Source organism: Acinetobacter sp. ANC 5054 (assembly GCF_002135295.1).
GTDB lineage: Bacteria > Pseudomonadota > Gammaproteobacteria > Pseudomonadales > Moraxellaceae > Acinetobacter.
Genome location: NZ_NEGG01000018.1, coordinates 1 through 23,577, shown reverse-complemented (window position 1 = coordinate 23,577; position 23,577 = coordinate 1). Strand labels below are relative to the sequence as shown.

Sequence of the window (23,577 nt, the reverse complement as noted above, 5' to 3'; positions counted from 1 at the left end):
AAGACTGAAAATAAGGATATTGTAATGAAAAAAATAACAACGCTGACAGCACTTGCGACCAGTATTATACTGGCTCAGTACACCTATGCTTTTGAGCAATTATCAGATGATCATTTAAGTGATGTAACGGGGCAGGATGGAATTTCCATTACCCACGAGGTTTCGCGAGTAAAGGTGAATCAACTGAACTGGGTTGATCCATCAGATCAAAATAAACAGAAAATAGGTTTGCATGATGTGCAAATTGATGGTGTGGCACAAAGTACAATTACGTCAAAACTAGATTTTGATGTAGGTAAAACAGATGCTGGCGCTGGCATACGTGTCGCAGCAAGTATTAGTCCATTTACCGCTGTTGCTCAACATATTATGTTGCTATGTGAGGGAGCAAGCTGCCAAACACCTTCGCAAGATTTAGGGTCACTAACCATCTCGACGACCTCTCCATTAAAGTTGATATTGGAAACCACGAATGGTCTATTCAATCGAAATGATACGGCATTCTTAGACTTCCAATTACAAAATGCCAGTATTAGTCATGGTATGAATGGCCGCAGTCTAACGTTGAAAGACTTCAACTTTAATTTTGCTGGTACTGGCTATATGTATGTTGCAGCAGATGAAGGGATTGTGCTGACAACAAAATCAACAGGAACTACTGACCACACTGTAAATTTAGGTCGGGTAAAAGATAATTCGACTGTACATGAATCGCGGACAAACGCAACGAATCCAGGGGTAAATATTGATTTACGCTATACAACTGACAAAGGTGAGCAACGTAATCTAATCCGCATGGGCGCCTCTGGCGCAGTCACCAACGCTAAAGTGTCAATCAATGCAAATCAGGAAGGTATCAAAGATTTTGGTTTAACGAATAAAGCTTCAGGTTATGAATCTGTCGGGTCAGGTGGTTTGCATTTAGGAATGCGTGCAGACTTTACAGGCAAGAATGATCCAAATCTTGTTGCTGGTCAGTCACCAACTACCTTGGAGATTGGGCATACAGGCATTGGTAGTTATGCAATTGAATTTTCAAACCTTACATCATTAGTTGCAGATAAAAATGCTTTTATTGATTTTGGTGACATCTACATCAATAGTATACAAGCCAAAAGTTTAGAGTTTTTAGTGAATGATAAGCTTAAGGCTACTTTAGGCTTGACTAATAATGTTTTAACTCAAAATTTATCAACAAAAGCTGCAGGCGATAATTTTGCATTTGTTGCCATTCGTGGCATGGACTTTCAATCGATCGCTCGTACCGCACGATTTATTTCTGATAACTCAATTGCTGAATTAGCAAGCAATGATAGTACGTGGGGTATTGGTGTCCCAATCTATAATTTAAATGCTAATGTCGCTATTTCTGAGCAAAAGTATAGCTATAAAGGTGCAGCGGAAAAATCTGGAATTGGTTATAACGTTGCTGTCAGCACCGAAGGTTATGGTATTGACAAGAAAACGGGTACTCCAAGCACAACGTCACTCATATTAATTGACGGTAAAAAAGGTCTGAATGGAAAAGAAGTCAACTATTATGCGGGCTTAAGAAATATTAATGCCTTAATTCAGTCTAATGGTGTTATTGGATATGAAAATGATGGGATTTATGTCCGTGCAGACAAATTACTTATCGCCGCAAATGCAGAACTGGCGATTGGGCAATTACCGGGTTCGACATATAACTGTACAACAACTACGGCAGCTAAATGTGGCACGACTGTTCCAGTTGATAATTTTTCAAAACGTGATGATGTCTTAACGAATATTTCATTTAAATTGGATGGTAAAGGTGAGTTATTTATTGTTCCTGGTTTAAATGACAATGCAGAAAATAATTATTTATCCTTCCGAGGAAGTTTTGAATTTAATGCGTTAACTGCTGCAGAAAAAAGCGACCAAAAAGTCATGGGAAGCTATTTGAGTCTAATGAATGAAGATGTTAATGCCAATGGTACGGTGTCAGCTTCAAGTATCAATATCAACAAAATGCAGGGTGAACTTGGGTTTGATGCACGCATTAAGATGAAACAAGACTCGGTTGTATTTGATAATCAAGTGAAATTTAATCCGTCAAATACCATGTCGAAAGCATTTCGTGCAGAAGTCTCTATGCAGACTAACGGCAATATGCAAAAAATGGCTGATATTGCGCTAACTGGTGGAACGATGCGCAGTACGATGGGTATTACGCCACGCTAATAACAAATAAATAAAATAATGAACAGGGAATTTGTTATGAAAAAGAACTTGTTGAGTAGTTTGATATTTTCAACAATGACGATATGCACAGCTGCACACGCGATGACTGCTTTGGATGATCAGGAATTATCTAAAGTCGATGGTCAAGCCTTACTTTCTATGGAATATACACAAGGCTACAATTCTGTGGACGATAGTGGTCAAGCTATTGACCAAACTAATGTTGGTTTTTACAAATTGGGTTTAGAGGCTGAAATGGAACTCAATGCCAATATTAAAAAGTTGCAGCTCGGTTGTGGTGGTGCAAATGGTTCAGGAGCTTGTGATATTGATATCGACCATATTTCACTGAGTGGCTTGCCTGCAAATAAAGATTATAGTTCTGACGATCGTGCAGCAACTTCAGCTTTAATTACCAATCCTTTTGTAGAGTTTGCCGTAAAAAATCCAACTTCGGCGGCAACACGTGAAGTTCTAGGCTTTCGTCTAAGCGCTGAAAAAATTGCAGGCTTAATGACATTCGGAACGGAAAATAGCAATGAGCCAAATGGTATTAATACATTCAGTGGTTATATGAAAACCAAAGAATCTACGGGTGTTGCAACAACCGCAGAGCGTGTGATGGATTATGCTTCGACAGGACAATACATTGAAGGGGCTGTAAAAGGGACATTATTTGGTGCTGAAGTTGATTTACCTCTACACTATAAATCAGATAAATATTCTTTTAATTTAAAATCAACTACCGCACCTTTTACGATTCCAGCCACTGTTGTGAGTGGGAATCGAATGACAGATGTGAAGTTAAAAGGTACGGGCACAGTTGGTCGTCTCGATTTTAGTGGACCATTAGAAGCTCAAATCTCATTATTAGGTTTAAATATTAAATTAAATAAAGATGTGACGGGTTACCTAACAGGGCTTCAAACAGATATTACAGTAGATCAAAGTTTGGGTTTGATCCACGCACTTTATCTAAACAACCCCGCTTCGTTATCTTTACAAGCTCAAAAAATACTTTGGCCTGGAGCTGCTGTTGCGGCAGACAGAGGTTGGTGGTTAGCAATGGAAGATGAGGTGGATTTAGGTAGCATTACACCTTCAGATAAAGTTGCGATTACTAATGAAGTATTGAAACAAACGATTGCCGGAATTAACCATGACTTAAGTTCTAATGTTCGTAACTGTGGAGACTTAATCTTCGGCTGTGTTGCTGGATCAGCTTTGAATGTTGCGGAAATTAAAAATCCATCATTAATTAATTTTCCATTAAATAATTTAAAACTTTCTGGGCAAGATTTTCGTTCTAACTGCTTTGGCGGCCTGAAATTCTGTTAAGTGCTTTCTTAAAGTCATAAAAAATCCCGCACTGAGCGGGATTTTTTATTCGCTAAAATTATTTAGCAATTTTCACTAAAAGATCTTCTTTACTAAGGTTGCTTGATTCTTCATCACGGCGACCTTTGTACTCAAATGTTCCAGCATCTAAACCTTTCTCGCCAATGACGATACGGTGTGGAATACCTGTTAATTCGATATCAGAGAATTTAACACCAGGACGCTCATTACGATCATCTAACAATACATCATAACCTGCAGTCGTTAGTTCTTCATAAAGCGCTTCAGCAGCTTCTAAAGTACGTGGAGATTTATGTGCATTCATAGGCACAATAGCAACTTCAAAAGGAGCAATTGCAGATGGCCAGATTATGCCTTTGTCATCGAAGTTTTGCTCAATGGCAGAAGCAACTACACGTGTTACACCAATACCATAACAACCCATAGTCACAACAAGTGGTTTACCATCTTCACCAAGGACTTTACAGCCAAGTGCTTCAGAGTATTTTTGACCAAGTTGGAAAATATGACCAACTTCGATACCACGTTTAATCAAGATTGTACCTTGACCATCTGGAGAAGGATCACCCTCAACAACATTACGTAAGTCATAAACCTCAGTGAATTGTGCATCACGTTCCCAGTTTACGCCTACGGCATGTTTGTCGACTTGGTTTGCACCTGCAACAAAATCTGAAAGTACAGATGCGGCACGGTCAACAATAACGGTAATGCCTTTTTCTGTTAGGCCTTGAGGACCGCAGAAACCAGCAGTTAAACCTAATTCAGTAAGCTGAGCTTCAGTTGCAAATGTCAGTGGTGATGCAATTAAAGGATGTTTTTCAGCTTTAATTTCATTCAATTCATGGTCACCACGTAGGAACAAGGCAACCACTGGCGCAGCTTTATCTTCTTCAGCAACACCTTGCACCAATAATGCTTTTACAGATTGAGCAGGGTCAGATTTTAAGAATGCTGAAACATCCTCAATCGTTTTTTGATTTGGTGTATCGACAATTTCTAAAGCTTTCGCAGGAGCAGCACGTTCACCCACAAGAACAGCCTCAGCCATTTCAACGTTAGCTGCGTAGTCTGATTCTGTAGAGAATGCGATATCGTCTTCACCGCTCGACGCAAGCACGTGGAATTCGTGTGAACCTGAACCACCAATTGAACCTGTATCTGCTTGAACTGGACGGAAATTCAAACCCAAACGAGTAAAAATTTTGCAGTAAGCTGCATACATGTTGTCATAGGTTTCTTGTAGAGACGCTTGGTCAACATGGAAAGAATATGCATCTTTCATGATGAATTCACGTGAACGCATTACACCAAAACGTGGACGAATTTCATCACGGAATTTAGTTTGAACTTGATAAAAGTTTGCAGGCAATTGCTTGTAGCTTTTCAATTCATTACGTGCAAGGTCAGTAATCACTTCTTCATGTGTAGGGCCAAGCACAAAATCATTGCTATGACGGTCTTTAAAACGAAGAAGTTCTGGACCATATTGTACAAAACGACCTGATTCTTCCCATAAAGATGCGGGTTGAGTAACAGGCATAAGGACTTGAAGTGAACCAGCGCGATCCATCTCTTCACGGACAATCGCTTCAACTTTATTTAATACGCGAACGCCCATCGGCAACCAAGTGTATAAACCTGAAGCCAATTTACGAATCATCCCAGCACGAAGCATTAACTGATGTGAAATAACTTCAGCATCGTTTGGGGTTTCTCTTAACGTTGCAAATAAAAAGCGACTCGCGCGCATGGAAACTGTCCTAAAAAATTAAGCGTTAAAGTAGAGAGTATACAATAAAAAATGAGGCGAACATTTTCCAATGGCACCTCATTTTAGATTTTGCAATTATGACATGATTTTCTTGGCCTGACGTGCAAGAAAATTACGGAAGTCATCTAAATAAGTGAAAATAACAGGAACAACCACAAGGGTAAGCAGGGTAGAGGTAATCACCCCACCGATTACTGCATGGGCCATTGGTGCACTTTGTTCACCACCTTCACCCAAGCCGAGAGCAAGAGGTACCATGCCCATCACCATTGCACTGGTGGTCATGAGAATTGGGCGAAGTCGTGTTTTACCTGCTTCAATAATGGCATCGTAGCGATCGACACCATGATCCATCGCTTTTTTAATAAAGTCGATTAACAAAATGGCGTTCTTGGTCACTAGCCCCATGAGCATAATGATCCCGATAATCGAAAATAAATTCATGGTTGAGTTGAATAGGAATAAGGCCAAAAACACCCCAATCAAAGAAAGTGGTAGTGATGCCATAATCGCAGCAGGATGAATAAAGCTGTTAAATTGTGAACCCAATACGATATAAATAAATACGATGGACAGAGTAATGGCAGTTAAGGCATATCCAGCTGATTCAGCCATATCTTTGTTTGCCCCTTGAGTGACAAAACTATAGCCTGGGGGTAAATCGAAGTTCTTTTCAAGCTCATTGATTTCTGCACCAATATCACCTGCAGGACGACCAGCCGTATTGGCTTCGACCATGACTTCACGCGCCAAATCACGACGATTAATTTGCGAAGCCCCTAAAGTTTCTTCAAAACTTGCCACACTGGCTAAAGGCACTAAAATCGGTAAACCTGTCGCATCAGTTTTTTGTGAAGTGATATACATGCTTTGGATGTCAGTCGGTAGGCGACGTTGATCTTCAGTAAGTCGTAAATTCACATCATAGGTTTCGCCTTTGTCATCTTTCCAAGTAGTGACGTTATCACCAGCTAAAAGCGGACGCATGACATTGGCAATTTGATTGACTGAAAGTCCTAAATCGCTGGCTAAAACACGGTTTACATGTACACCAAGCGTTGGTTTTGGTTCCTTCAAAGAGCTTTCTAAATCGACAATACCATCCACTTTCGCAATTTCTGTCATAAAGCGATCTGAAATACGTTGTAGCTCATTAAGATCAGGGCCTTTAATCGAAATCATCACAGGCTTTTGCCCACCGGAAACCGTTTCATCTGCAGAAGCTACAGAAGTAATGGTAATGCCTGCAACACTCTGTAGGCGTTGACGGAATTCATTATTTAAATCGGTTAACGTTTGCTTGCGCTCGCTACGCGGAGAAACTGTTACCCGTATGCTGACATGGTTCTTACCGCGATCTGTTGCGCTATTGATTGAACCATAGGTTGCTTTAACTTCAGGATGCTGACGAATAATTTGATCCACTTGTTTTAGCTTGGCTTGTGAGTATTCAAGGGTCGCATCGACAGGTGTTTCAAATTTGATCCTGATCTCGCCTTTGTCGGGGACGGGTACAAATTCTGTCCCGATAAGTTTTGATAGGCCAAGAGCGCCAAATAAAGATGCAACTGCAACAATGAGGGTAATTAATCTAAAACGCAGTGCAAGTTTCAAAAGCTTTTCATAATAATGGCTAAGATTATCTAATTTTCCAGAAATCCAATTGAAGAAACGTTTAATTCTTCCCGGTTTTTTATTTGGGTCATGGCGTTCAGCCCAATGCGCAGAAAGCATAGGATCGAGCGTAAAACTGACGAACATTGAAATGAGTACCGCAGTACTGACAGTAACCCCAAATTGATAGAAAAAGCGACCAATAATCCCGCCCATAAAGGCAACAGGTAAGAAAACCGCAACAATTGTCAGTGTGGTTGCAAGTACGGCTAGACCAATTTCTTTGGTACCATCGAGTGCAGCGGTGACATGATCTTTGCCCATGTCGGAGTGCCGGACAATGTTTTCACGGACTACAATGGCATCATCAATAAGCAAACCAATACTTAACGACAATGCAAGCAAAGTCATCATATTCAGGGTAAAGCCGAATATCCATATAAAGGTCAAAGTGCCGAGTAGGGAAATTGGTAAGGTGAGCCCCGTAATGGCGGTTGAGCGGAATGAACCTAAGAACAATAAGACGATCAAGACAGCAAGGACAGCACCTTCAATAATGGTACGCGCTACATCTTTAATACTGCCTCGAATGCCTTTGGATGAATCAACGACAATTTCGGCTGTTGTGCCTTTGGGTAATTGTTCACGAATTTTATCCAGCGTTTTTCGGGTGTTATCAACAACTTCAATTACGTTGGAGTCAGAGCTGCGCAAGATATCGACTGCGACAGCAGTTTTACCATTTAGGTACGCACTTGACTCCATCTCGGCTTGGCTATCTTCAATTTCTGCAACTTGTTTGAGATAGATAGGGGCGCCATTTTTATTGGCGACAATCAAATCACCGAACGAATTTGGATGAATCACTCGTGACTTAATTTCGACCACGAGTTCAGAATTTTTTTGTTTTAAGGTACCACCTGGTACTTCGATATTCTCTGTCTTTAAAGTATTAATCACTTGATCAATACCAATGCCAAAGCTTTGTAATTTTTGCGGATTGACCTGAATGCGGATTTGACGTTGCGCATCACCTAGTAAATTTACTGTACCCACACCCGGCACTGTTCGGAGTTGAGGCACTGTTCGCTGTGTTAAATAAGAACTTAAATCACGTAATGACATCTCTTTCGATTCAAATACAATCGACATGATGGCACTGGCTGTTGGGTCATAACGCTCAACAATTGGATCGTCAATTTCATCACGGAACTGTGCTGTGACTGGTGCAATTTTATCGCGAATGTCTTGTGCTGCAGTAGAGGAAGAAACATCAAGGTTAAATTCAACAATAACCGTAGACAGGCCTTCACTCGATTGTGAAATCACCTGCTTTAAACCAGAGATGGTGTTGATTTGGTCTTCGAGTTTTTTGGTAATCTCAGATTCTACAGACTCTGGAGAAGCACCTGGATAGTTGGTATAGACCACAACAAAAGGAAAGTCGACATCGGGAAATTCCTCAACACCCATGCGTTGCCAAGATGCAATCCCCAACACCATCAGACAGAACATCATCATAATGGTGAAAACAGGGTACTTCACACTAATTCGAGTTAACCACATAACAACAGTCCTGATTTATTCTTTTAATTTTGGCTAATACTGACTTCTTGCTTGATTTCATCATCGTTAAATTTTATACGACTGATTAAGTCCGTATTTTGTAGCCCCTGAACAATCGCCGTATTGTTGCTATAGCTTTGATTTAAAATTTGAACAGGTACTTTGGCAATTCTATTTTGGCGAATGACCCAAACATAGGGTTTTTCTTTCAGACTCTGAATGGTGTCGAGTGGAATTTGTTGACCTTGGATATTTTGTGAGCCTAATAAAAATCCTTCAACAAATGAACCGATACTCAAAGAAGTAATGGTTTCATTGGGTTGAGCAAAAAATTCAATTTGACGACTGGCTTGATCGGCAATAGGGGAGATGCGACTGACAGCGGCAGTTAACTGGTCTGGATTACCTTGAATCGTATATTCAATCCGTTGTCCAACTTTTAAAGCGGCCTGCATATCACTTGGTAATTTGGCCTGAATTTCTAATTGATCTGGATTTACAATTTCAAAAAGCGTTGTTCCTGCTGCTACGGTTTGACCGGGTTCGACATCACGTTTAGTAATGACACCGCTAATCGGGCTGTAAATGGTACCGTCTTGATTAGCCTTGCGTGCGATGTCGACATTGGCTTGTTGAGCGCGGACATTTTCCATTTGTGCTTGATAATCTACGCGGCTTTGTTCATATTCAACTTTGGAAATAAAGCCTTGATTCAACAATCGATTTTTACGCTCCATCATCAAACGAGCTTGATTGGCTTGGGCTTGAGTTGAGGTTAAATTGGCTTCGGCTTGTGCAAGACGCGCGGCATTGTCTTGATTATTTAAATGAACAAGGACTTGGCCTTTGCTGACGCGTTGTCCGACTTCTGCATTTACATTGGTTGCCGTTGCAGTGACTTGAGCTTGAATGCTACTTTGTTGGACTGCACGAATGGTGCCCGTAAAAGAAGTTTTAGAAATGGCGCTACCTTGTTGGATCGCTACCAAATCTTGTTGAATCAGTTCAATCTTATTTTGGGTCTGATCAATTTGTTTTTTTTCATCTTTTTGACAAGCACTCAAGCTTAAGCTTAAACAAAGCAGGCTGAGTTTAAAAAAATGTGTTGAATGCTGTGCAGATTGCATAATGGTCCTTATATCCAGCTGTCTACAAAAGCAATTGAATAACAGGCTTATTCCATCGCTTTTAAACGCGCAATAATTCTGTCGTATTCGGCTTCTGTATTTCGATAGCGAGTTTGTAACGATTGAATATATTCTTTTTTCGCTATCATGTTCTTTTGATTATTGTTTAAAGTTGTTCTGAGTTTTGCAGGAACGGTTTCTCCCTTGCGGAAGTGTTCGCGCTCTTGACGCACAAATAATACACGATCAGTTTGTAATTGTTTTAATTGTTCTTGTTCAAATACCATTTGTTTTTTTATACCAGTAAGTGCATCCCGCTTTTTAATGGCTGCGGTGCGGCTATTGGTATAGGCTTTTTTGAGTTTAAGATCAGACTCATGCTGACGGGCTTGAGCAGCACGAGCAGGCGCTTGTCTGACATCTGATTCTGCATTATATGGGCGATTACGTTTAATCACTTGCATATTTTGGTCAAGTGCTTCATAACCATAGCGGATGTGATTTGGTGTGACATTGGTGCTGATATTTGCCACACCTTTACTGTCATAGTAACGATACCATGTGGGCTTCTGTACCTGTTGGGAGTTCGTTGTAGCAGCAATGATCAGTGGTGCTTGTGCAAACAAGCAGGTGATTAATATTATTTTTTTAGATACTTGTTTTAGACCAATGAAGGTAAGTTTTTTTGTGAACTGACTCAACATTGTACTCCCCAGTTTAAAGTTGACTAAATTACTTATTTTAAAGTAATAAAATTGATATAATATTCCTAAATCAGATAATTAAATACTAGTACAAGTTAAAAAAAAATCGTTGGTCATCGGAAAGTGTGAAACGGTTAATATAATTGATGATAATTGTGTCTTTGCGCAGAAAATGTTCGTTGAAAATGCAAGTAAAGATATGTTAAAAATGTTCACAACATGTAAATAATAATGCTACTAACTTAATTGTTTGTACATCCTCAATGGGTAGGGTCAATAAATGGACGATAAATTCCAAAATCTAAAAGTCATGGTAATTGATGATTCAAAAACCATTCGTCGTACGGCCGAAACACTTCTTCAACGCGAAGGATGTGAAGTAGTCACTGCTGTGGATGGTTTTGAGGCATTATCAAAAATTGCCGATGCAAATCCTGATATCGTATTTGTCGATATTATGATGCCGCGTCTTGATGGGTATCAAACATGTGCCCTGATTAAAAACTCACAAAATTATCAAAATATTCCTGTGATTATGCTTTCAAGTAAAGATGGTTTATTTGATCAGGCAAAAGGCCGTGTAGTTGGTTCGGATGAATATTTAACAAAACCATTTAGTAAAGATGAATTACTAAATGCAATCCGTAATCACGTTACAGCTTAATTCGTTTTTTATTTTTGGGGAAAAACATGGCACGTATCCTGATCGTTGATGATTCGCCGACAGAAACATTCCGTTTTAAAGAAATTTTGGGCAAACATGGCTTTGACGTCATTGAGGCTGCAAATGGTGCTGATGGGGTAACCATGGCACAAGCAGAATTGCCCGATTTAGTATTGATGGATGTGGTCATGCCGGGTGTCAATGGATTCCAAGCAACACGCCAAATTGCACGCGGTGCAACGACGAAGCATATTCCAATTGTGATTGTCAGTACCAAAGATCAGGCAACTGACCGAGTTTGGGGTAAACGCCAAGGGGCATGTGACTATCTAACAAAACCTGTAGATGAAAAACAATTAATTGATGTGATTAAGCAACACCTCAATGCAGGATAAAGCTCTATGGCAGCAAATGGATTTATCGAATTACTTCGAATAGCAAAACGCGGAAACAAAAACTACGTTTCCACAGAAAATGAAGTAAACCGATGGTCAGGCATTGCTTTTGAGATGATGGGGCAATATTACGTTGCCCCTTTGGGTGAAGTATCTGAAGTGATCTACCCGCCAAAATATACGCCAGTTCCGAATACTCAACCTTGGGTAATGGGACTTGCGAATATTCGAGGTCGCTTACTTTCAGTGTCAGACCTAGCACAATATATAACAGGTCACAGAAGTAGTTTTTCACCTACTCAAAAAGTTTTATGTATTAGTCATAATGACCATTATGTCGGTTTGGTAGTCGATCAAGTTTTGGGTATTCAGCACTTTAATAAGAAAAGCTACTTTTCTAAACATAATGAGTTGGATCGTAATTTACAGGAATATTGTCAGGGGTATTTCCACCAGCATAATCAGCAGTGGAATGTATTTCTCTTCAGTCGTTTACTGCAAAATCCAAAATATATGAACGCATCTATAAAATTTATAAATTAATTATCGCGCTCGAACGAAAGAAAGCGTAACCGGGGAGAAGCTGAATGGGCTTTAAACTTAAAAAGAAAAATACGGGTGAAAGCACGAGCAGTCGTAAAGGCGGTAATGCTTTTCTGGCAAAATTGCAGTCACAGACTGATCAATTATCTCGAGTTTTCGGTGATAGTGAAAAATCAAAACCATTTATTTATGGTGCGATTGGATCACTACTACTCGCAACCTTGATCTTACTTTACCTGTTCTACAGTGTACCTCGTACCAACGAATTAACACGTAGCCTCGGTGAATTACGTCTTCTATCGCAACAGATTTCACGTCAGGCCACTGAAGCAACTGCTTCTGGTACTGAAGATGCGATGAAAAAATTAGTGACTTCGCAAGAAAGTTTCAAAGAAAACCTTGAAACTGTGAAAGATATTCATGCCGATACAGATGCCTTAAAAGCTGTAGATAAACAGTGGACTGAAGTATCGAAAAGTATTGATTTGATTTCTTCTCAACAAAAAATCATTAACAAGTTATATGACACGAACATTGCCATTGGTGAAACCATTCCTGGTATTCAGGCAGAATATAACTTGATGGTTGACCAAATGGCACGTGAAAATATGCCATCAAACCAGGTGGTTATTGCGAAAAACCAGGTATTCATTGCAGAACGTATTTTACGTTCGATCAGTTCGGTACTTTCAGGTTCAGACAGTTCACGTGAATTAGCGGATGACTTCAGTGCCGATACCGAAACTTTCGGCTCATACTTAGAAGCACAGTTAAATGGTAGCGCTGAGCTGGGCGTGCAACGTATTGAGGGTAGCGATCTTCGTGAATCTCTTCAAGGTATCAAATCTGAATACGATGAAGTACTTAAGTCTGCTGCAGCAACAATTCTGAAAAACTCTTCACAAATTGTGAACGTACGTAAAGCATCTTCTCAAATTTTTGCTGAGTCAGATAAGTTACTTGATAACTTAAATCAATTATCTTCAAGTTCTGGTCTAAAAACGATTTTACCTGCGGTATTGTTGATTCTTGCATTAACATCGTTCTTGATCTGCGTATTTAAATTACTTTCTCTTCGTGGTCTGTCAGATAAACATCGTGTAACTCGTTTACAAGATGAATATGACCGTAACCAAAACGCGATTTTACGTTTACTTGATGAAATTGCCGATCTTGCAGACGGTGACTTACGTTCATATGCAACAGTATCTGAAGACTTTACAGGTGCGATTGCCGATTCGATTAACTTCGCGATTGACCAATTACGTGACCTTGTATCGCGTATTACTGAAACATCGCAAGAAGTTGCACAATATACGGCGAATACTCAGGGTATTACCAACCAGTTGGCGGAAGCTTCTGAGCATCAGGCACAAGAGATTGCGGGTGCCTCTGCCGCGATTAACGAAATGGCAATGTCAATTGACCAAGTATCTTCAAACGCTGAAGAATCTGCTGTCGTTGCAGACCGTTCTGTACAGATTGCTGCAAATGGTGCGGACGTTGTAAACCGTTCTATTGAAGGTATGGACACGATTCGTGAACAGATTCAGGAAACGTCTAAACGTATTAAACGTTTGGGTGAGTCTTCTCAAGAGATTGGTAACATTGTCGCATTGATTAACGACATTGCCGACCAAACAAACATCTTGGCATTGAACGCTGCAATTCAGGCGTCTATGGCAGGTGAAGCAGGTCGTGGTTTCGCCGTGGTAGCGGATGAGGTACAGCGTCTAGCTGAACGTTCAGCATCAGCAACCAAACAGATTGAAGGCTTGGTAAAAACCATTCAAACGGATACCAACGAAGCTGTAATTTCAATGGAACAAACAACTGCCGAAGTTGTACGTGGTGCGAACTTGTCTAAGGATGCTGGTGTAGCACTGGATGAAATTCAGTCTGTATCGGGCAACCTTGCGAAATTGATTGCTAACATTTCTGATGCTGCGAAACTTCAGTCTGCTTCAGCGGGTCATATTGCGACGACGATGAACGTCGTTCAAGAAATTACGTCGCAAACAACAAGTGCAACATTTGATACTGCACGTTCGGTATCTGAATTGGCAAACATGGCCGAATCATTACGTGAATCTGTATCTGACTTTAAACTACCAGAATAAGTTAGGCACATACCTGTGGTGTCCTAGTTTAGGCTAGGGCACCTCACCGATGATAGATAACACATCGTAAGGTAAACTTGGCTTTAACAATGGAAAGTTAAGTTTGACGTGATGGTTACAATTAAGTTTGAGCAACCTTCTTGGTGGCAAAACATAAGAAGCCTTAGCTATGAAAGAAATATTAAAAAATTTAGTTGAAACGACTACGCTTCCTGAAGATAGTTATCTTGATCAAGATGCAGAAATTCTTGAGATTTTTGTTGAAGAAATAGAAGAAATCTTTGAAGAGCTAGAGGGTCTATTTACGACTTGGCTTGCAAATCCACAAGATAAAGAAACCTTGACGACAATTCGACGTCATTTCCATACCCTGAAAGGTTCAGGTCGTATGGTCGGGGCAAAATCGGCGGGTGAAACTGCATGGGCGGTAGAAGATACTTTGAATCGCGTAATTTCGGGTTCAGTACAATTGACACCTGTCGTGCAAAAATTCGCGCAGACCGTATCAAACGTATATCAATACAAATTATATCCAAGTTTTAAACAAGTCACTGAATTGACAGTTGATTTACGTCCACTGGTACTATTGGGCCAACAACTACAACAAAATATGAGCCTTGAGCCAGCATTAGAAGAACTATTGGTTTTAGCTGATCAGTTAAAATCTGAAGATGTTCGAACGGGTCTTGAACTTGATGATGCAACTGAAACTGAAAGTACTCCAATTGAAGTTGCACCTTCAAGTGTCGAGGAAGCAGTTGAAGTAGAAGTCTCTGAAGAGATTATCGTAGCTGAAGCCGAAGATTCTTTAGTGGCTGAAACAGTCAATATCTTTATTGAAGAAGCTGAAGAACATCTGCAAACGATCGATCAATTCTTACAAACGGCGGAAACTAAATCACAAGATTATAATGGCCTGATTCGTGCACTGCATACGTTACGTGGTAGTTCATCGATGGCGCAGATTGATGAAATTTTTGAAGCCAGTTCAAAAGTTGAAAATCTGTTTAAAACCTTGCTGCAAGAAGAGATTGGTTCTTCATCCAAAGAAGCGGCTTTACTGATTCAATACGCAGAGTTCGTACGTGACTATTTACATGTACTACGTGCTGGCAATGCTGTAAATCTACAAGCGATTTATGCGACATTTAAAGCTGCTTGGGATGATTATGGTTTTGCCAGTCAAGATCAGTTAGCACCTGAGGATAATCCGCAAGGTCTAGTTTCAAAACTGATTGAATTGAATATTGATCAGTTATTAGATGCAGAGTTTGAGTTTGATAAACGCGCATTAAGTGAGTTCCCTGAATATATTCAAAGCTTAAGTGTTCAAGCATCACAATTGATTGAACATACCAATAATCGTGCTTCAGTTGGTATTCATGACTTTACGGCACAATTAAATTCAGGTTATCAAGCGCTGCTTGAAAAACCAGAACTACTCAATGCGGATTATGCATATGAGTTGTTTGCGCAAGCACATCAAGAATTTATTCATTTATTCGATACATTGGCCGCGGGTCAACGCGTTGTATTGGGTGAAGATCTTCAACGCTTCCTGACAGAGCTGTCTGCCTTTGTACAACAAGATATTGAACACGTTGCAGAAACTGTTGATGAAAGTCTTACTGAAACGGTGGAGCAATCTATTCCAGCTCAGGTTGTTGAAGCATCACCAGCACAAATTGCTCCAGTGGCTACAACTTCGAGTGTCGACTTTGCTCAATTAAGTCAGCGTATTCAGCTTGATCATCAGCAAATTCAGTCCGATGAAAGCAATCAAGAGTTTGATGAAGATCTATTAAATATTTTCATTGAAGAAGCTGAAGAGCTTTTAGTAGGGATTGACCAAGATTTAAGTACTTGGACGCGTGATCAAACCGATACCTCTGCATTGAATAATTTGATGCGTTATTTGCACACTTTAAAAGGTGGCGCAAACATGGTTGCCGCTTCTCATGTCGGTTTGATTTCGCATGAGTTGGAATCTATTTACGAGCGAATTATTCGTCAGCAAATCAATATTAATCCAGCACTTATTCAAATTATTCGTTTAGTGCAAGATGATATAGCAGATCGTATACAAACGATTCGTGATCAAGGTGTAGATTATCCAGCGACCAATGTCATTGATATTCTGAAAAATATTCAAACGATTGCGTCAGGTGAAGCAACAGCAGAACTTGAGCAAGTTGAATTAACTGAAGCCACAGATGATTTACTTGAACAACCTGAAGAATTGGATACTTCTGTAGAAACACTTGAAGAAGTGCTTGTAGAAGAAGAACCAACGCCAGAAATTCATGAAGATTCAACGGCTCAAGAACCGGCTATTGATGTATTGGAGCATGCTGTTTCTGAACATGCACAAAATATTGATGATGACTTACGTACAGTCATGGAAGAAACTTTCCTTGAAGAGTCGGAAGAGATTCTTGAACAAGCATCACAATTGTTGACGCAATGGACGGATCAACGAAGCGACCGTAACTTATTACTTCAATTACAACGTGCTGCCCACAGTATTAAAGGTGGTGCACGCATGGTTGAAAATGAGCCTGTCGCATCTATTGCTTATCAACTTGAAACCACATTTGAACAATTTGCGGTACATCATTTTAACTCAAATGCATACGATGGATTGCTCAAGACTACGTTAGCGTGGTTAAAACAAGCGCTTTTCAGCCATGACTATAGTAATTATGACAGTATTAAACTCAGTTTAGAGTCGATTCAATACGTTGACGTTACTGCACAATTACCAAACCGTGTGGCGGAATCTGATCTCGGTGTTGTTACTAAAGGCTTTGAATTTATTCAAGGTGATGGTGTTGAACCGCCATCTATGTTGGGTGAATGGTCTGAATCTGGTACTAACGATAACAGCAACGAGATGATTCGTATTTCTGCGGATCTTGTCGAGAAGATGATTGATTTGTCGGGTGAGAACTCGATTAACCGTTCACGTATCGAGATGGACTTAGGTCAGCTCGGAAATACATTGAATGAAATGGAATTGGCAATTAAGCGTTTGGCTGACCAATTACGTCGAATGGATGGTGAGCTAGAGTCACAAATTATTGCCAAACATGGTTCTGAAAACTCACGCTATGCCGATTTTGACCCATTGGAAATGGACCAATATTCGTCGATTAACCAATTATCGAAATCACTAGCGGAATCTGCATCGGATTTGGTCGACTTTAAGAGTACCTTGGCGGAAAAAATTCGTGATGCTGAAGGTTTGTTATTACAACAATCACGTATTCAATCTGAAATTCAAGAAAGTCTGATGCGTACGCGCTTGGTTCCATTTGATCGTTTGTTACCGCGCTTACAACGTATTGTTCGCCAAACCTCATCGACTTTGAACCGTCCAGCAGAATTGATTGTTCAAAATACCGAAGGTGAATTAGACCGTACCATTCTTGAACGTTTGGTGACACCATTTGAGCATATGCTGCGTAATGCGATTGACCATGGTTTAGAAGATACTCAAGACCGTATTGCTTTGAATAAACCACAAGTCGGTAATATTCTGCTGAATATTAGCCGTCAAGGTACAGATGTACTGGTGTCTTTCAAAGATGATGGTAAAGGGATTGATGAAGCGAAGATTAAAGAAAAAGCGTTAAAGCAAGGCTTAATCAAAGCAGATCAAATCTTAGATAAGCAAGAAATCTTGCAGTTGATCTTCCATCCTGGTTTCTCTACAGCACAAGCCGTTACCCAAATTTCTGGTCGTGGCGTGGGCTTAGACGTAGTTCAAAGTGAAATTAAAGCGTTGGGTGGTCATGTGTCAGTTGAATCTGTATTGGGACAGGGCACAACATTTACCATTCGGGTACCGACCACTGTAGCGGTGAGTGATGCCTTGATGGTGAAAGCGGGCGACCAGCAATACGCTATTTCACTGGCACAAATCGAACGTATTGTGCGTATTGCACCATCTGCACTTGAAACTTACTTCAATAGTAAAGATGACAGCTTCAAAATTGATAATACCCACTACAAGTTACGCTATTTATCTGAATTTGTCGGCAACCAACCTGTACCTCGTTTAAATAATGTTGCGCATTCATTGCCAGTATTATTGATTAAAGGGAACAGCGGACAAACGATTGCATTGCTTGTCGATCAGTTGGTGGGTTCGCGTTCTCAGATTGTGGTGAAACCGATTGGTCAGCAATTTACCAGTGTGGGTGCAATTGCAGGTGCAACGATTCTGGGTGATGGTCAAGTCTGCTTGATTTTGGATGGTCAAAATATTGCCCGTCAAATCCAAACTTCACAGCGTGTTAAGCAATTGGGTGATCAACGTGATCTTAACCGTCAAGGTAATGCGCGCCGCTTAGTGATGATTGTCGATGACTCCGTAACTGTACGTAAAGTGACGTCTCGTCTGCTTGAACGTCAAGGTTATGATGTTGTCACTGCTAAAGATGGTGTGGATGCCATTGAACAGTTGGAAAATGTACGCCCAGACTTAATGTTGCTTGATATTGAAATGCCGCGTATGGACGGTTTCGAAGTGACCAACCTTGTTCGTCACCATGATATACACCGAGAATTGCCGATCATTATGATTACCTCTCGTACAGGTGAAAAACACCGTGAACGAGCATTTAGCTTAGGTGTAACGCACTATATGGGTAAACCGTTCCAAGAAGCCGAATTGCTTGCAAACATTGAAGCATTAATTACAGAAAAGCAGGGGTAAGTCATGAGCCAAAATTCTGTATCTCAGGTTGTTAGCGATAAAATTGATCAGCAAGAACTGCAACATCTGATCACGGTTTCAACGGGATTCATCGATGCCTATATCATTGATTGTCACAGCAAGGAACCGATGCTGTTGCCACAAAATATTGTGCTCTCAGCACTCGATAGTGATACTAAAGTGTCTGTGGTTGAATGGCATGAATTGAAGCTCCCTGTATTTGCGGTAAATGACCCAGAGAAAAGCAGTGGTGTGGCGTTGGTCATAGAAGGCGATGATGTTGCTCAGCGCTTTGCACTCATGTGTAATGAAATGCCTAGAACGATTCGATTACGTATTTCGGAAGTGGTTGATGAAGATCAGAAAGTTACGGACGCCAACATTTTTCAATATGTACGCATGGCCGATCAAGTTTTTCACATTCCAAATTTAGTTAATATTCAAAGTAGTATTGGTATTCAAGCAGCTTAATGCACCAATAACTTAGAAATAAAAAAAGGAACTCCACGAAGTTCCTTTTTTTATTTCAGTTTATTTATTCGGCAATTAAGCCAATAAATTTTCTAAAATTTGTTCATAGATTTCAGACAAAGGCTCAAGTTCAGCTACATTGACATGTTCATTAATTTGATGAATCGTTGCGTTTAATACACCCAATTCAAGCACTTGTGCGCCTGTTGGTGCAATGAAACGACCATCTGATGTTCCACCGCTGGTTGAGAGTTCTGTTTCAGTGCCAGTAACATTACGAATGGCATCACGTGCTGCATTCACTAACTCACCGACAGGTGTTAAAAATGGTAGACCTGAAAGCGTCCATTCCACTTCATATTCAACACCGTGACGGTCTAAAATTTCCAAGGTACGTGCTTTTAAATCATCTGCAGTCACTTCGGTAGAGTAACGGAAGTTAAACAATAGATTCATGGTTCCTGGAACAACGTTTGTTGCACCTGTACCTGCATTAATATTTGAAATTTGGAATGAAGTTGCTGGAAAATATTCATTACCATTGTCCCAAACTGTATCGCAGAGTTCAGCCAATGCTTTTGATGCTGTATGAATAGGGTTGATAGCGAGGTGAGGATAAGCCACATGACCTTGCTTGCCTTTAACGGTTAAGTTGGCATTTAACGATCCACGACGACCATTTTTAACGATATCACCGAGGGTATTTGTACTTGAAGGCTCACCCACCAAACACCATGTCATTTTTTCATTACGTGCTTCTAAAGTTTCAATCACTTTTACGGTGCCATTAATCGATGGACCTTCCTCATCTGAGGTAATCAGAAAAGCAATCGAACCTTTATGGTTTGGGTGTTTTGCAACAAAACGCTCAGAAGCGACCACCATCGCTGCCAAAGCAGTTTTCATGTCGGCACTACCTCGGCCATATAACTTACCATCACGAATTTCAGGTTTAAATGGATCTGAACCCCATGAGTCTAAATTACCTGTAGGCACTACATCTGTATGACCAGCAAAGCAAAAAACAGGTGATTCGGTGCCTTTACGCGCCCATAAATTGTCTACATCATCAAAACGCATATTTTCAATGTTAAAGCCAATCTTGGCTAAACGATCAGCCATAATGTTCTGACACGTATGGTCTACAGGTGTTACAGAAGGTTGGCGGAGTAGTTCTAGGCTGAGATCAAGAGTTGCTGTTGAGGTCATGCTAAATACAGAAGTCGAAAATGTCGCAATATAATAGGCGAATCAAACGGCGAAGGGAAATTTAGCCATAAAAAAACCCTATTTAAATAGGGCTCTTTTATTAAATGAGAGAATAAATTAATTACGGCGGATTTCGTCAGAAGTTTTTTCAGCAGTATCGGTCACGGCATCTCCGGCTTTAGAGACGTCCTTACCAAAGCCTTTAAACGTATTACAACCAGTTAATGCGAGTACAACAAGAAGTGAAGTAGCTAGAATCTTTTTCATTGACTATATTCTCCATTTTTAATGAATAATTTTGGAATCATTAAATTATTCTGATGTGAGATTTAGATTAAAAAATCATCGAATTAAACAGTAGGTAATTTTTATGGTGGTTAAGTAAATATATGTAATTGCCAATGAATTATAAATTTTCTAGTCTTCTATTGTGGAAGAACAAGCCGCGGTAGTCGATACATATAATAGGATTCTTGAGCGATATGTTTATATAAGCCATCTGTCCACCACGTTGCGATTTCACTGCTGTTGATGTCTTGCGGACAGATCCATTCACTTCTCTGTAAACGGTAAAAGGATTGGAGTTGTGGCGCAATTTGATGACCCCATTGTCCGATTCGACGTTGTGGATTGACCCAATTCGGTAGAGGCATATTTGTTTCGAGTGGCAGATATAATTGACCTTTCAACACACAAAATCGGCGTTGAATGCTTTGTCCAAGTGCTTCATTAAATTGAAATTGCTTTTGACTAAAATGATTAAGTTTACGCGCTAAAGTATCGCTACGATTTAAGCCATACCAATAGGCCAAGCTAAAATCACGTTCGGCGAGGTAATATTTGAGGGCGACTTCCCAATGCTCAATTTCTTGAGTTTCAGTGTTGAGTAAAACAAAATCCAATTCACCTAGTGTCCGTGGGCCGTCAATTTTTTGAATGCTATGGCCCAAAAGTTGGTAAGGATGATATTTCTGATCGAGCAACCAAAACCAAATAAACATCTCAAAACGTAAGCCCAAACGCGTACTTTTTAGTTTTTGCAAAAAAAGCCCTAATTCTTCAGGCTTTTGATCTAGCTCAAGTAAACGCGGATGATAATTTTGCCAATGCTTGTGCCAGACTGCATCATAATGTAGCTGAAAGGCATGTACGACCTCAAGTTCATTTGGAATGTGTTGCAAAATATTGGGGCTGGCAATACAAAACGCCAGTTGGCGAACTAATGGATTTTGATACTGTAACCATGGCTCAAATAAAGATGTGGACAATGCTGATAAGCTCATATCAAAACCCAGAGATTTATGCAGAATAACAACGGAGAATAGGAAAAAACACTTTATACTACCTGAATTGTTGGTCTAGGGTTGCGGTATGAAAACGTTGTTTTGGCGAAGTTTGGTGGTCATCTTTGTCATATTGGGCTTTATAGGGGCTTTACTGCCGGGTATGCCAACAACGGTATTTTTAATTTTAGCGGCTTGGGCAGCCTCGAAAGGCTGGCCACAAATGGATGATTGGCTGTTAAATCATCCTAAATATGGACCGACCTTACGTGCATGGCGTGAAAATGGGACAGTGCCACGAAAGGCAAAATGGTTTGCTACAGTGATGATGTCTATCAGTGGCGTAATCATGCTACTCACAACCGCACCGCTTGCAGTCAAAATTTTTACTGACTTAACCATGCTCATTGTAGCAATCTGGTTATGGACACGTCCTGAACCACAAAATAAACCTGTAGAGCTTCAACAAAAAACATTAGAAAATCCAGAGCAAGCTAAAGAGAATGAACATGTCTAAATATGATTTAGATCGAGCGGATGTACTGATTAATTTAAAAGATCAAACCCTAAGCTTGCCGAAGCATAATAAGTTCTATGTCATCTCCAGTGGTAAAAATGGTATTGGTGAGCAAGAGAATAGTGGTAAAACACCACGTGGATGGCACAAAGTGGCTGAAAAGTTCGGTGCAGATCAGCCGCAAAATGCTGTGTTTAAAGCACGTCAATGGACGGGTGAGGTATATGATCAACAACTTGCAGACACTAATCCTGAACGTGATTGGATTCTTTCACGTATTTTATGGTTAAGTGGTTTGGAATATGGGTTTAATGCTGGGGAGGGTTGCGACACCTATAAGCGCTATATCTATATTCATGGCACACCCGATAGTGAACCGATGGGCATTCCAATGTCACACGGCTGTATCCGTATGCGAAATGTCGATGTGGTGGAGTTGTTTCAACTGATTCCGATAAATGCATTGGTCCATATTGCAGAATAGTAAAATGGTTTAACTGAGCCCCTACATCAAACGATATTGAATTAAAAATTTAAAAGTGTCCATGAGGCACTTTTTTTATGCCGAGAGCAGGAGAGAAGTGCAGAGTTGAATATCGTGAGGATGTGAATTGTTCAATTTATGTGGTCTAACCAGCATCAACGAAAATTCAATGTATAATTAATGATCTGTTTGAAAGTAAGGTTAAATCGGTTTCACCTTGAAATTCGATATTTATGTGAATAATGCAGAAACTTATGTATTTATTTGATGATTAAATTGAGTGTTTTTAGACAAAAAATATCCAAAAATACTGATTTTTCCGCAATATAACTTATTTTTTAATCACTCAAACAGAAAAAGTGGAAAAGAGTTAGAAAAGCGTTTGACAGACCGTGAGGATTCTCTATAATGCACCTCATCAAACGATGAACATGTTTTGAAAAGGGCGCTTAGCTCAGTTGGTAGAGCGTCTGCCTTACAAGCAGAATGTCGGCGGTTCGATCCCGTCAGCGCCCACCAAGCCTTTTCAGCGTTAAGATATTTAGAGTGCAGCGGTAGTTCAGTTGGTTAGAATACCGGCCTGTCACGCCGGGGGTCGCGGGTTCGAGTCCCGTCCGCTGCGCCACTTTAAATCTTAATTCGTTTGAACCACAATAGGACATTGTGTAAGTGCAGCGGTAGTTCAGTTGGTTAGAATACCGGCCTGTCACGCCGGGGGTCGCGGGTTCGAGTCCCGTCCGCTGCGCCATTTACATGATTGACCTTTTGAGGGCGCTTAGCTCAGTTGGTAGAGCGTCTGCCTTACAAGCAGAATGTCGGCGG

General features: G+C 40.3%; 17 protein-coding genes and 3 tRNA genes. 13 read left to right on the top strand and 7 right to left on the bottom strand.

Annotated elements, in window-relative coordinates; translation table 11 throughout:
* Positions 1 to 24 precede the first annotated feature (24 nt).
* On the top strand, positions 25 to 2,205 hold the full coding sequence (locus B9T33_RS15320) for a DUF6160 family protein (RefSeq protein ID WP_086179755.1): 2,181 nt from the start codon (positions 25 to 27) through the stop codon (positions 2,203 to 2,205).
* Positions 2,206 to 2,241: 36 nt separating this feature from the next.
* The gene (locus B9T33_RS15315; protein ID WP_086179754.1) at positions 2,242 to 3,543 is read left to right on the top strand and encodes a hypothetical protein; all 1,302 of its coding nucleotides are present in this window, start codon (positions 2,242 to 2,244) and stop codon (positions 3,541 to 3,543) included.
* 58 nt (positions 3,544 to 3,601) lie between these two features.
* On the opposite strand, the gene B9T33_RS15310 is transcribed toward B9T33_RS15315, so the two are convergent.
* The 4 genes from B9T33_RS15310 to B9T33_RS15295 form a co-directional block, all read right to left on the bottom strand.
* A complete protein-coding gene (locus B9T33_RS15310; RefSeq protein WP_086179753.1) occupies positions 3,602 to 5,317 on the bottom strand; it encodes a proline--tRNA ligase in 1,716 nt (571 codons plus the stop codon).
* A 96-nt stretch (positions 5,318 to 5,413) separates the two neighbouring features.
* Positions 5,414 to 8,518, bottom strand: coding sequence for an efflux RND transporter permease subunit (locus B9T33_RS15305; RefSeq protein WP_086179752.1), 3,105 nt, complete (start codon positions 8,516 to 8,518; stop codon positions 5,414 to 5,416).
* 23 nt (positions 8,519 to 8,541) lie between these two features.
* The gene (locus B9T33_RS15300; RefSeq protein ID WP_086179751.1) at positions 8,542 to 9,645 is read right to left on the bottom strand and encodes an efflux RND transporter periplasmic adaptor subunit; all 1,104 of its coding nucleotides are present in this window, start codon (positions 9,643 to 9,645) and stop codon (positions 8,542 to 8,544) included.
* A gap of 47 nt (positions 9,646 to 9,692) precedes the next feature.
* Positions 9,693 to 10,349 carry a hypothetical protein gene (locus B9T33_RS15295; RefSeq protein ID WP_086179750.1) on the bottom strand — a complete coding sequence of 219 codons (657 nt, stop codon included), beginning with the start codon at positions 10,347 to 10,349 and terminating at the stop codon, positions 9,693 to 9,695.
* Between the two features lie 280 nt (positions 10,350 to 10,629).
* Between B9T33_RS15295 and pilG the strand changes: the two genes are divergently transcribed.
* The 6 genes from pilG to B9T33_RS15265 all read left to right on the top strand — a co-directional run bounded on the left by pilG (position 10,630) and on the right by B9T33_RS15265 (position 19,262).
* Positions 10,630 to 11,013 (top strand): twitching motility response regulator PilG, encoded by a 384-nt coding sequence (gene pilG / locus B9T33_RS15290; protein WP_078191060.1) that lies wholly within the window; start codon positions 10,630 to 10,632, stop codon positions 11,011 to 11,013.
* A gap of 26 nt (positions 11,014 to 11,039) precedes the next feature.
* Positions 11,040 to 11,408 (top strand): response regulator, encoded by a 369-nt coding sequence (locus B9T33_RS15285; protein WP_086179749.1) that lies wholly within the window; start codon positions 11,040 to 11,042, stop codon positions 11,406 to 11,408.
* 6 nt (positions 11,409 to 11,414) lie between these two features.
* Positions 11,415 to 11,951, top strand: a complete 537-nt coding sequence (locus B9T33_RS15280) for a chemotaxis protein CheW (RefSeq protein WP_086179748.1) — start codon at positions 11,415 to 11,417, stop codon at positions 11,949 to 11,951.
* 44 nt (positions 11,952 to 11,995) lie between these two features.
* Complete coding sequence (locus B9T33_RS15275) at positions 11,996 to 14,071, top strand: methyl-accepting chemotaxis protein (RefSeq protein ID WP_086179747.1); 2,076 nt, start codon at positions 11,996 to 11,998, stop codon at positions 14,069 to 14,071.
* Between the two features lie 169 nt (positions 14,072 to 14,240).
* Positions 14,241 to 18,791 carry an Hpt domain-containing protein gene (locus B9T33_RS15270; RefSeq protein ID WP_086179746.1) on the top strand — a complete coding sequence of 1,517 codons (4,551 nt, stop codon included), beginning with the start codon at positions 14,241 to 14,243 and terminating at the stop codon, positions 18,789 to 18,791.
* Between the two features lie 3 nt (positions 18,792 to 18,794).
* On the top strand, positions 18,795 to 19,262 hold the full coding sequence (locus B9T33_RS15265) for a hypothetical protein (protein ID WP_086179745.1): 468 nt from the start codon (positions 18,795 to 18,797) through the stop codon (positions 19,260 to 19,262).
* A 75-nt stretch (positions 19,263 to 19,337) separates the two neighbouring features.
* Here the strand turns inward: B9T33_RS15265 and dapE are convergent, their stop codons facing one another.
* The 3 genes from dapE to B9T33_RS15250 form a co-directional block, all read right to left on the bottom strand.
* Positions 19,338 to 20,471, bottom strand: a complete 1,134-nt coding sequence (gene dapE / locus B9T33_RS15260; RefSeq protein WP_086179744.1) for a succinyl-diaminopimelate desuccinylase — start codon at positions 20,469 to 20,471, stop codon at positions 19,338 to 19,340.
* A 117-nt stretch (positions 20,472 to 20,588) separates the two neighbouring features.
* Positions 20,589 to 20,738 carry an entericidin A/B family lipoprotein gene (locus B9T33_RS15255; RefSeq protein WP_086179743.1) on the bottom strand — a complete coding sequence of 50 codons (150 nt, stop codon included), beginning with the start codon at positions 20,736 to 20,738 and terminating at the stop codon, positions 20,589 to 20,591.
* A gap of 158 nt (positions 20,739 to 20,896) precedes the next feature.
* Complete coding sequence (locus B9T33_RS15250; RefSeq protein WP_086179742.1) at positions 20,897 to 21,754, bottom strand: DUF1853 family protein; 858 nt, start codon at positions 21,752 to 21,754, stop codon at positions 20,897 to 20,899.
* 88 nt (positions 21,755 to 21,842) lie between these two features.
* Here B9T33_RS15250 and B9T33_RS15245 point away from each other — a divergent pair, with 88 nt between their 5' ends.
* From B9T33_RS15245 to B9T33_RS15225, 5 genes are all read left to right on the top strand, one after another.
* Entirely contained in the window at positions 21,843 to 22,271 is a 429-nt protein-coding gene (locus tag B9T33_RS15245) for a YbaN family protein (protein ID WP_086179741.1), read from the top strand.
* Complete coding sequence (gene elsL / locus B9T33_RS15240; RefSeq protein ID WP_086179740.1) at positions 22,264 to 22,755, top strand: cell wall-recycling L,D-carboxypeptidase ElsL; 492 nt, start codon at positions 22,264 to 22,266, stop codon at positions 22,753 to 22,755. Before B9T33_RS15245 ends, elsL begins: the two co-directional genes overlap by 8 nt.
* Before the next feature lie 443 nt (positions 22,756 to 23,198).
* Positions 23,199 to 23,274 (top strand) — tRNA-Val (locus B9T33_RS15235).
* Positions 23,275 to 23,303: 29 nt separating this feature from the next.
* Positions 23,304 to 23,380, top strand: a tRNA-Asp gene (locus B9T33_RS15230).
* 46 nt (positions 23,381 to 23,426) lie between these two features.
* Positions 23,427 to 23,503 (top strand) — tRNA-Asp (locus B9T33_RS15225).
* The last annotated feature ends 74 nt before the right edge of the window (positions 23,504 to 23,577 follow it).

Excerpts from the sequence above, each read along its gene's own strand:
- B9T33_RS15320 (WP_086179755.1), top strand. The coding sequence starts at position 25 with ATGAAAAAAATAACAACGCTGACAGCACTTGCGACCAGTATTATACTG.
- B9T33_RS15315 (WP_086179754.1), top strand. The coding sequence starts at position 2,242 with ATGAAAAAGAACTTGTTGAGTAGTTTGATATTTTCAACAATGACGATA.
- B9T33_RS15310 (WP_086179753.1), bottom strand. The coding sequence starts at position 5,317 with ATGCGCGCGAGTCGCTTTTTATTTGCAACGTTAAGAGAAACCCCAAAC.
- B9T33_RS15305 (WP_086179752.1), bottom strand. The coding sequence starts at position 8,518 with ATGTGGTTAACTCGAATTAGTGTGAAGTACCCTGTTTTCACCATTATG.
- B9T33_RS15300 (WP_086179751.1), bottom strand. The coding sequence starts at position 9,645 with ATGCAATCTGCACAGCATTCAACACATTTTTTTAAACTCAGCCTGCTT.
- B9T33_RS15295 (WP_086179750.1), bottom strand. The coding sequence starts at position 10,349 with ATGTTGAGTCAGTTCACAAAAAAACTTACCTTCATTGGTCTAAAACAA.
- pilG (WP_078191060.1), top strand. The coding sequence starts at position 10,630 with ATGGACGATAAATTCCAAAATCTAAAAGTCATGGTAATTGATGATTCA.
- B9T33_RS15285 (WP_086179749.1), top strand. The coding sequence starts at position 11,040 with ATGGCACGTATCCTGATCGTTGATGATTCGCCGACAGAAACATTCCGT.
- B9T33_RS15280 (WP_086179748.1), top strand. The coding sequence starts at position 11,415 with ATGGCAGCAAATGGATTTATCGAATTACTTCGAATAGCAAAACGCGGA.
- B9T33_RS15275 (WP_086179747.1), top strand. The coding sequence starts at position 11,996 with ATGGGCTTTAAACTTAAAAAGAAAAATACGGGTGAAAGCACGAGCAGT.
- B9T33_RS15270 (WP_086179746.1), top strand. The coding sequence starts at position 14,241 with ATGAAAGAAATATTAAAAAATTTAGTTGAAACGACTACGCTTCCTGAA.
- B9T33_RS15265 (WP_086179745.1), top strand. The coding sequence starts at position 18,795 with ATGAGCCAAAATTCTGTATCTCAGGTTGTTAGCGATAAAATTGATCAG.
- dapE (WP_086179744.1), bottom strand. The coding sequence starts at position 20,471 with ATGACCTCAACAGCAACTCTTGATCTCAGCCTAGAACTACTCCGCCAA.
- B9T33_RS15255 (WP_086179743.1), bottom strand. The coding sequence starts at position 20,738 with ATGAAAAAGATTCTAGCTACTTCACTTCTTGTTGTACTCGCATTAACT.
- B9T33_RS15250 (WP_086179742.1), bottom strand. The coding sequence starts at position 21,754 with ATGAGCTTATCAGCATTGTCCACATCTTTATTTGAGCCATGGTTACAG.
- B9T33_RS15245 (WP_086179741.1), top strand. The coding sequence starts at position 21,843 with ATGAAAACGTTGTTTTGGCGAAGTTTGGTGGTCATCTTTGTCATATTG.
- elsL (WP_086179740.1), top strand. The coding sequence starts at position 22,264 with ATGTCTAAATATGATTTAGATCGAGCGGATGTACTGATTAATTTAAAA.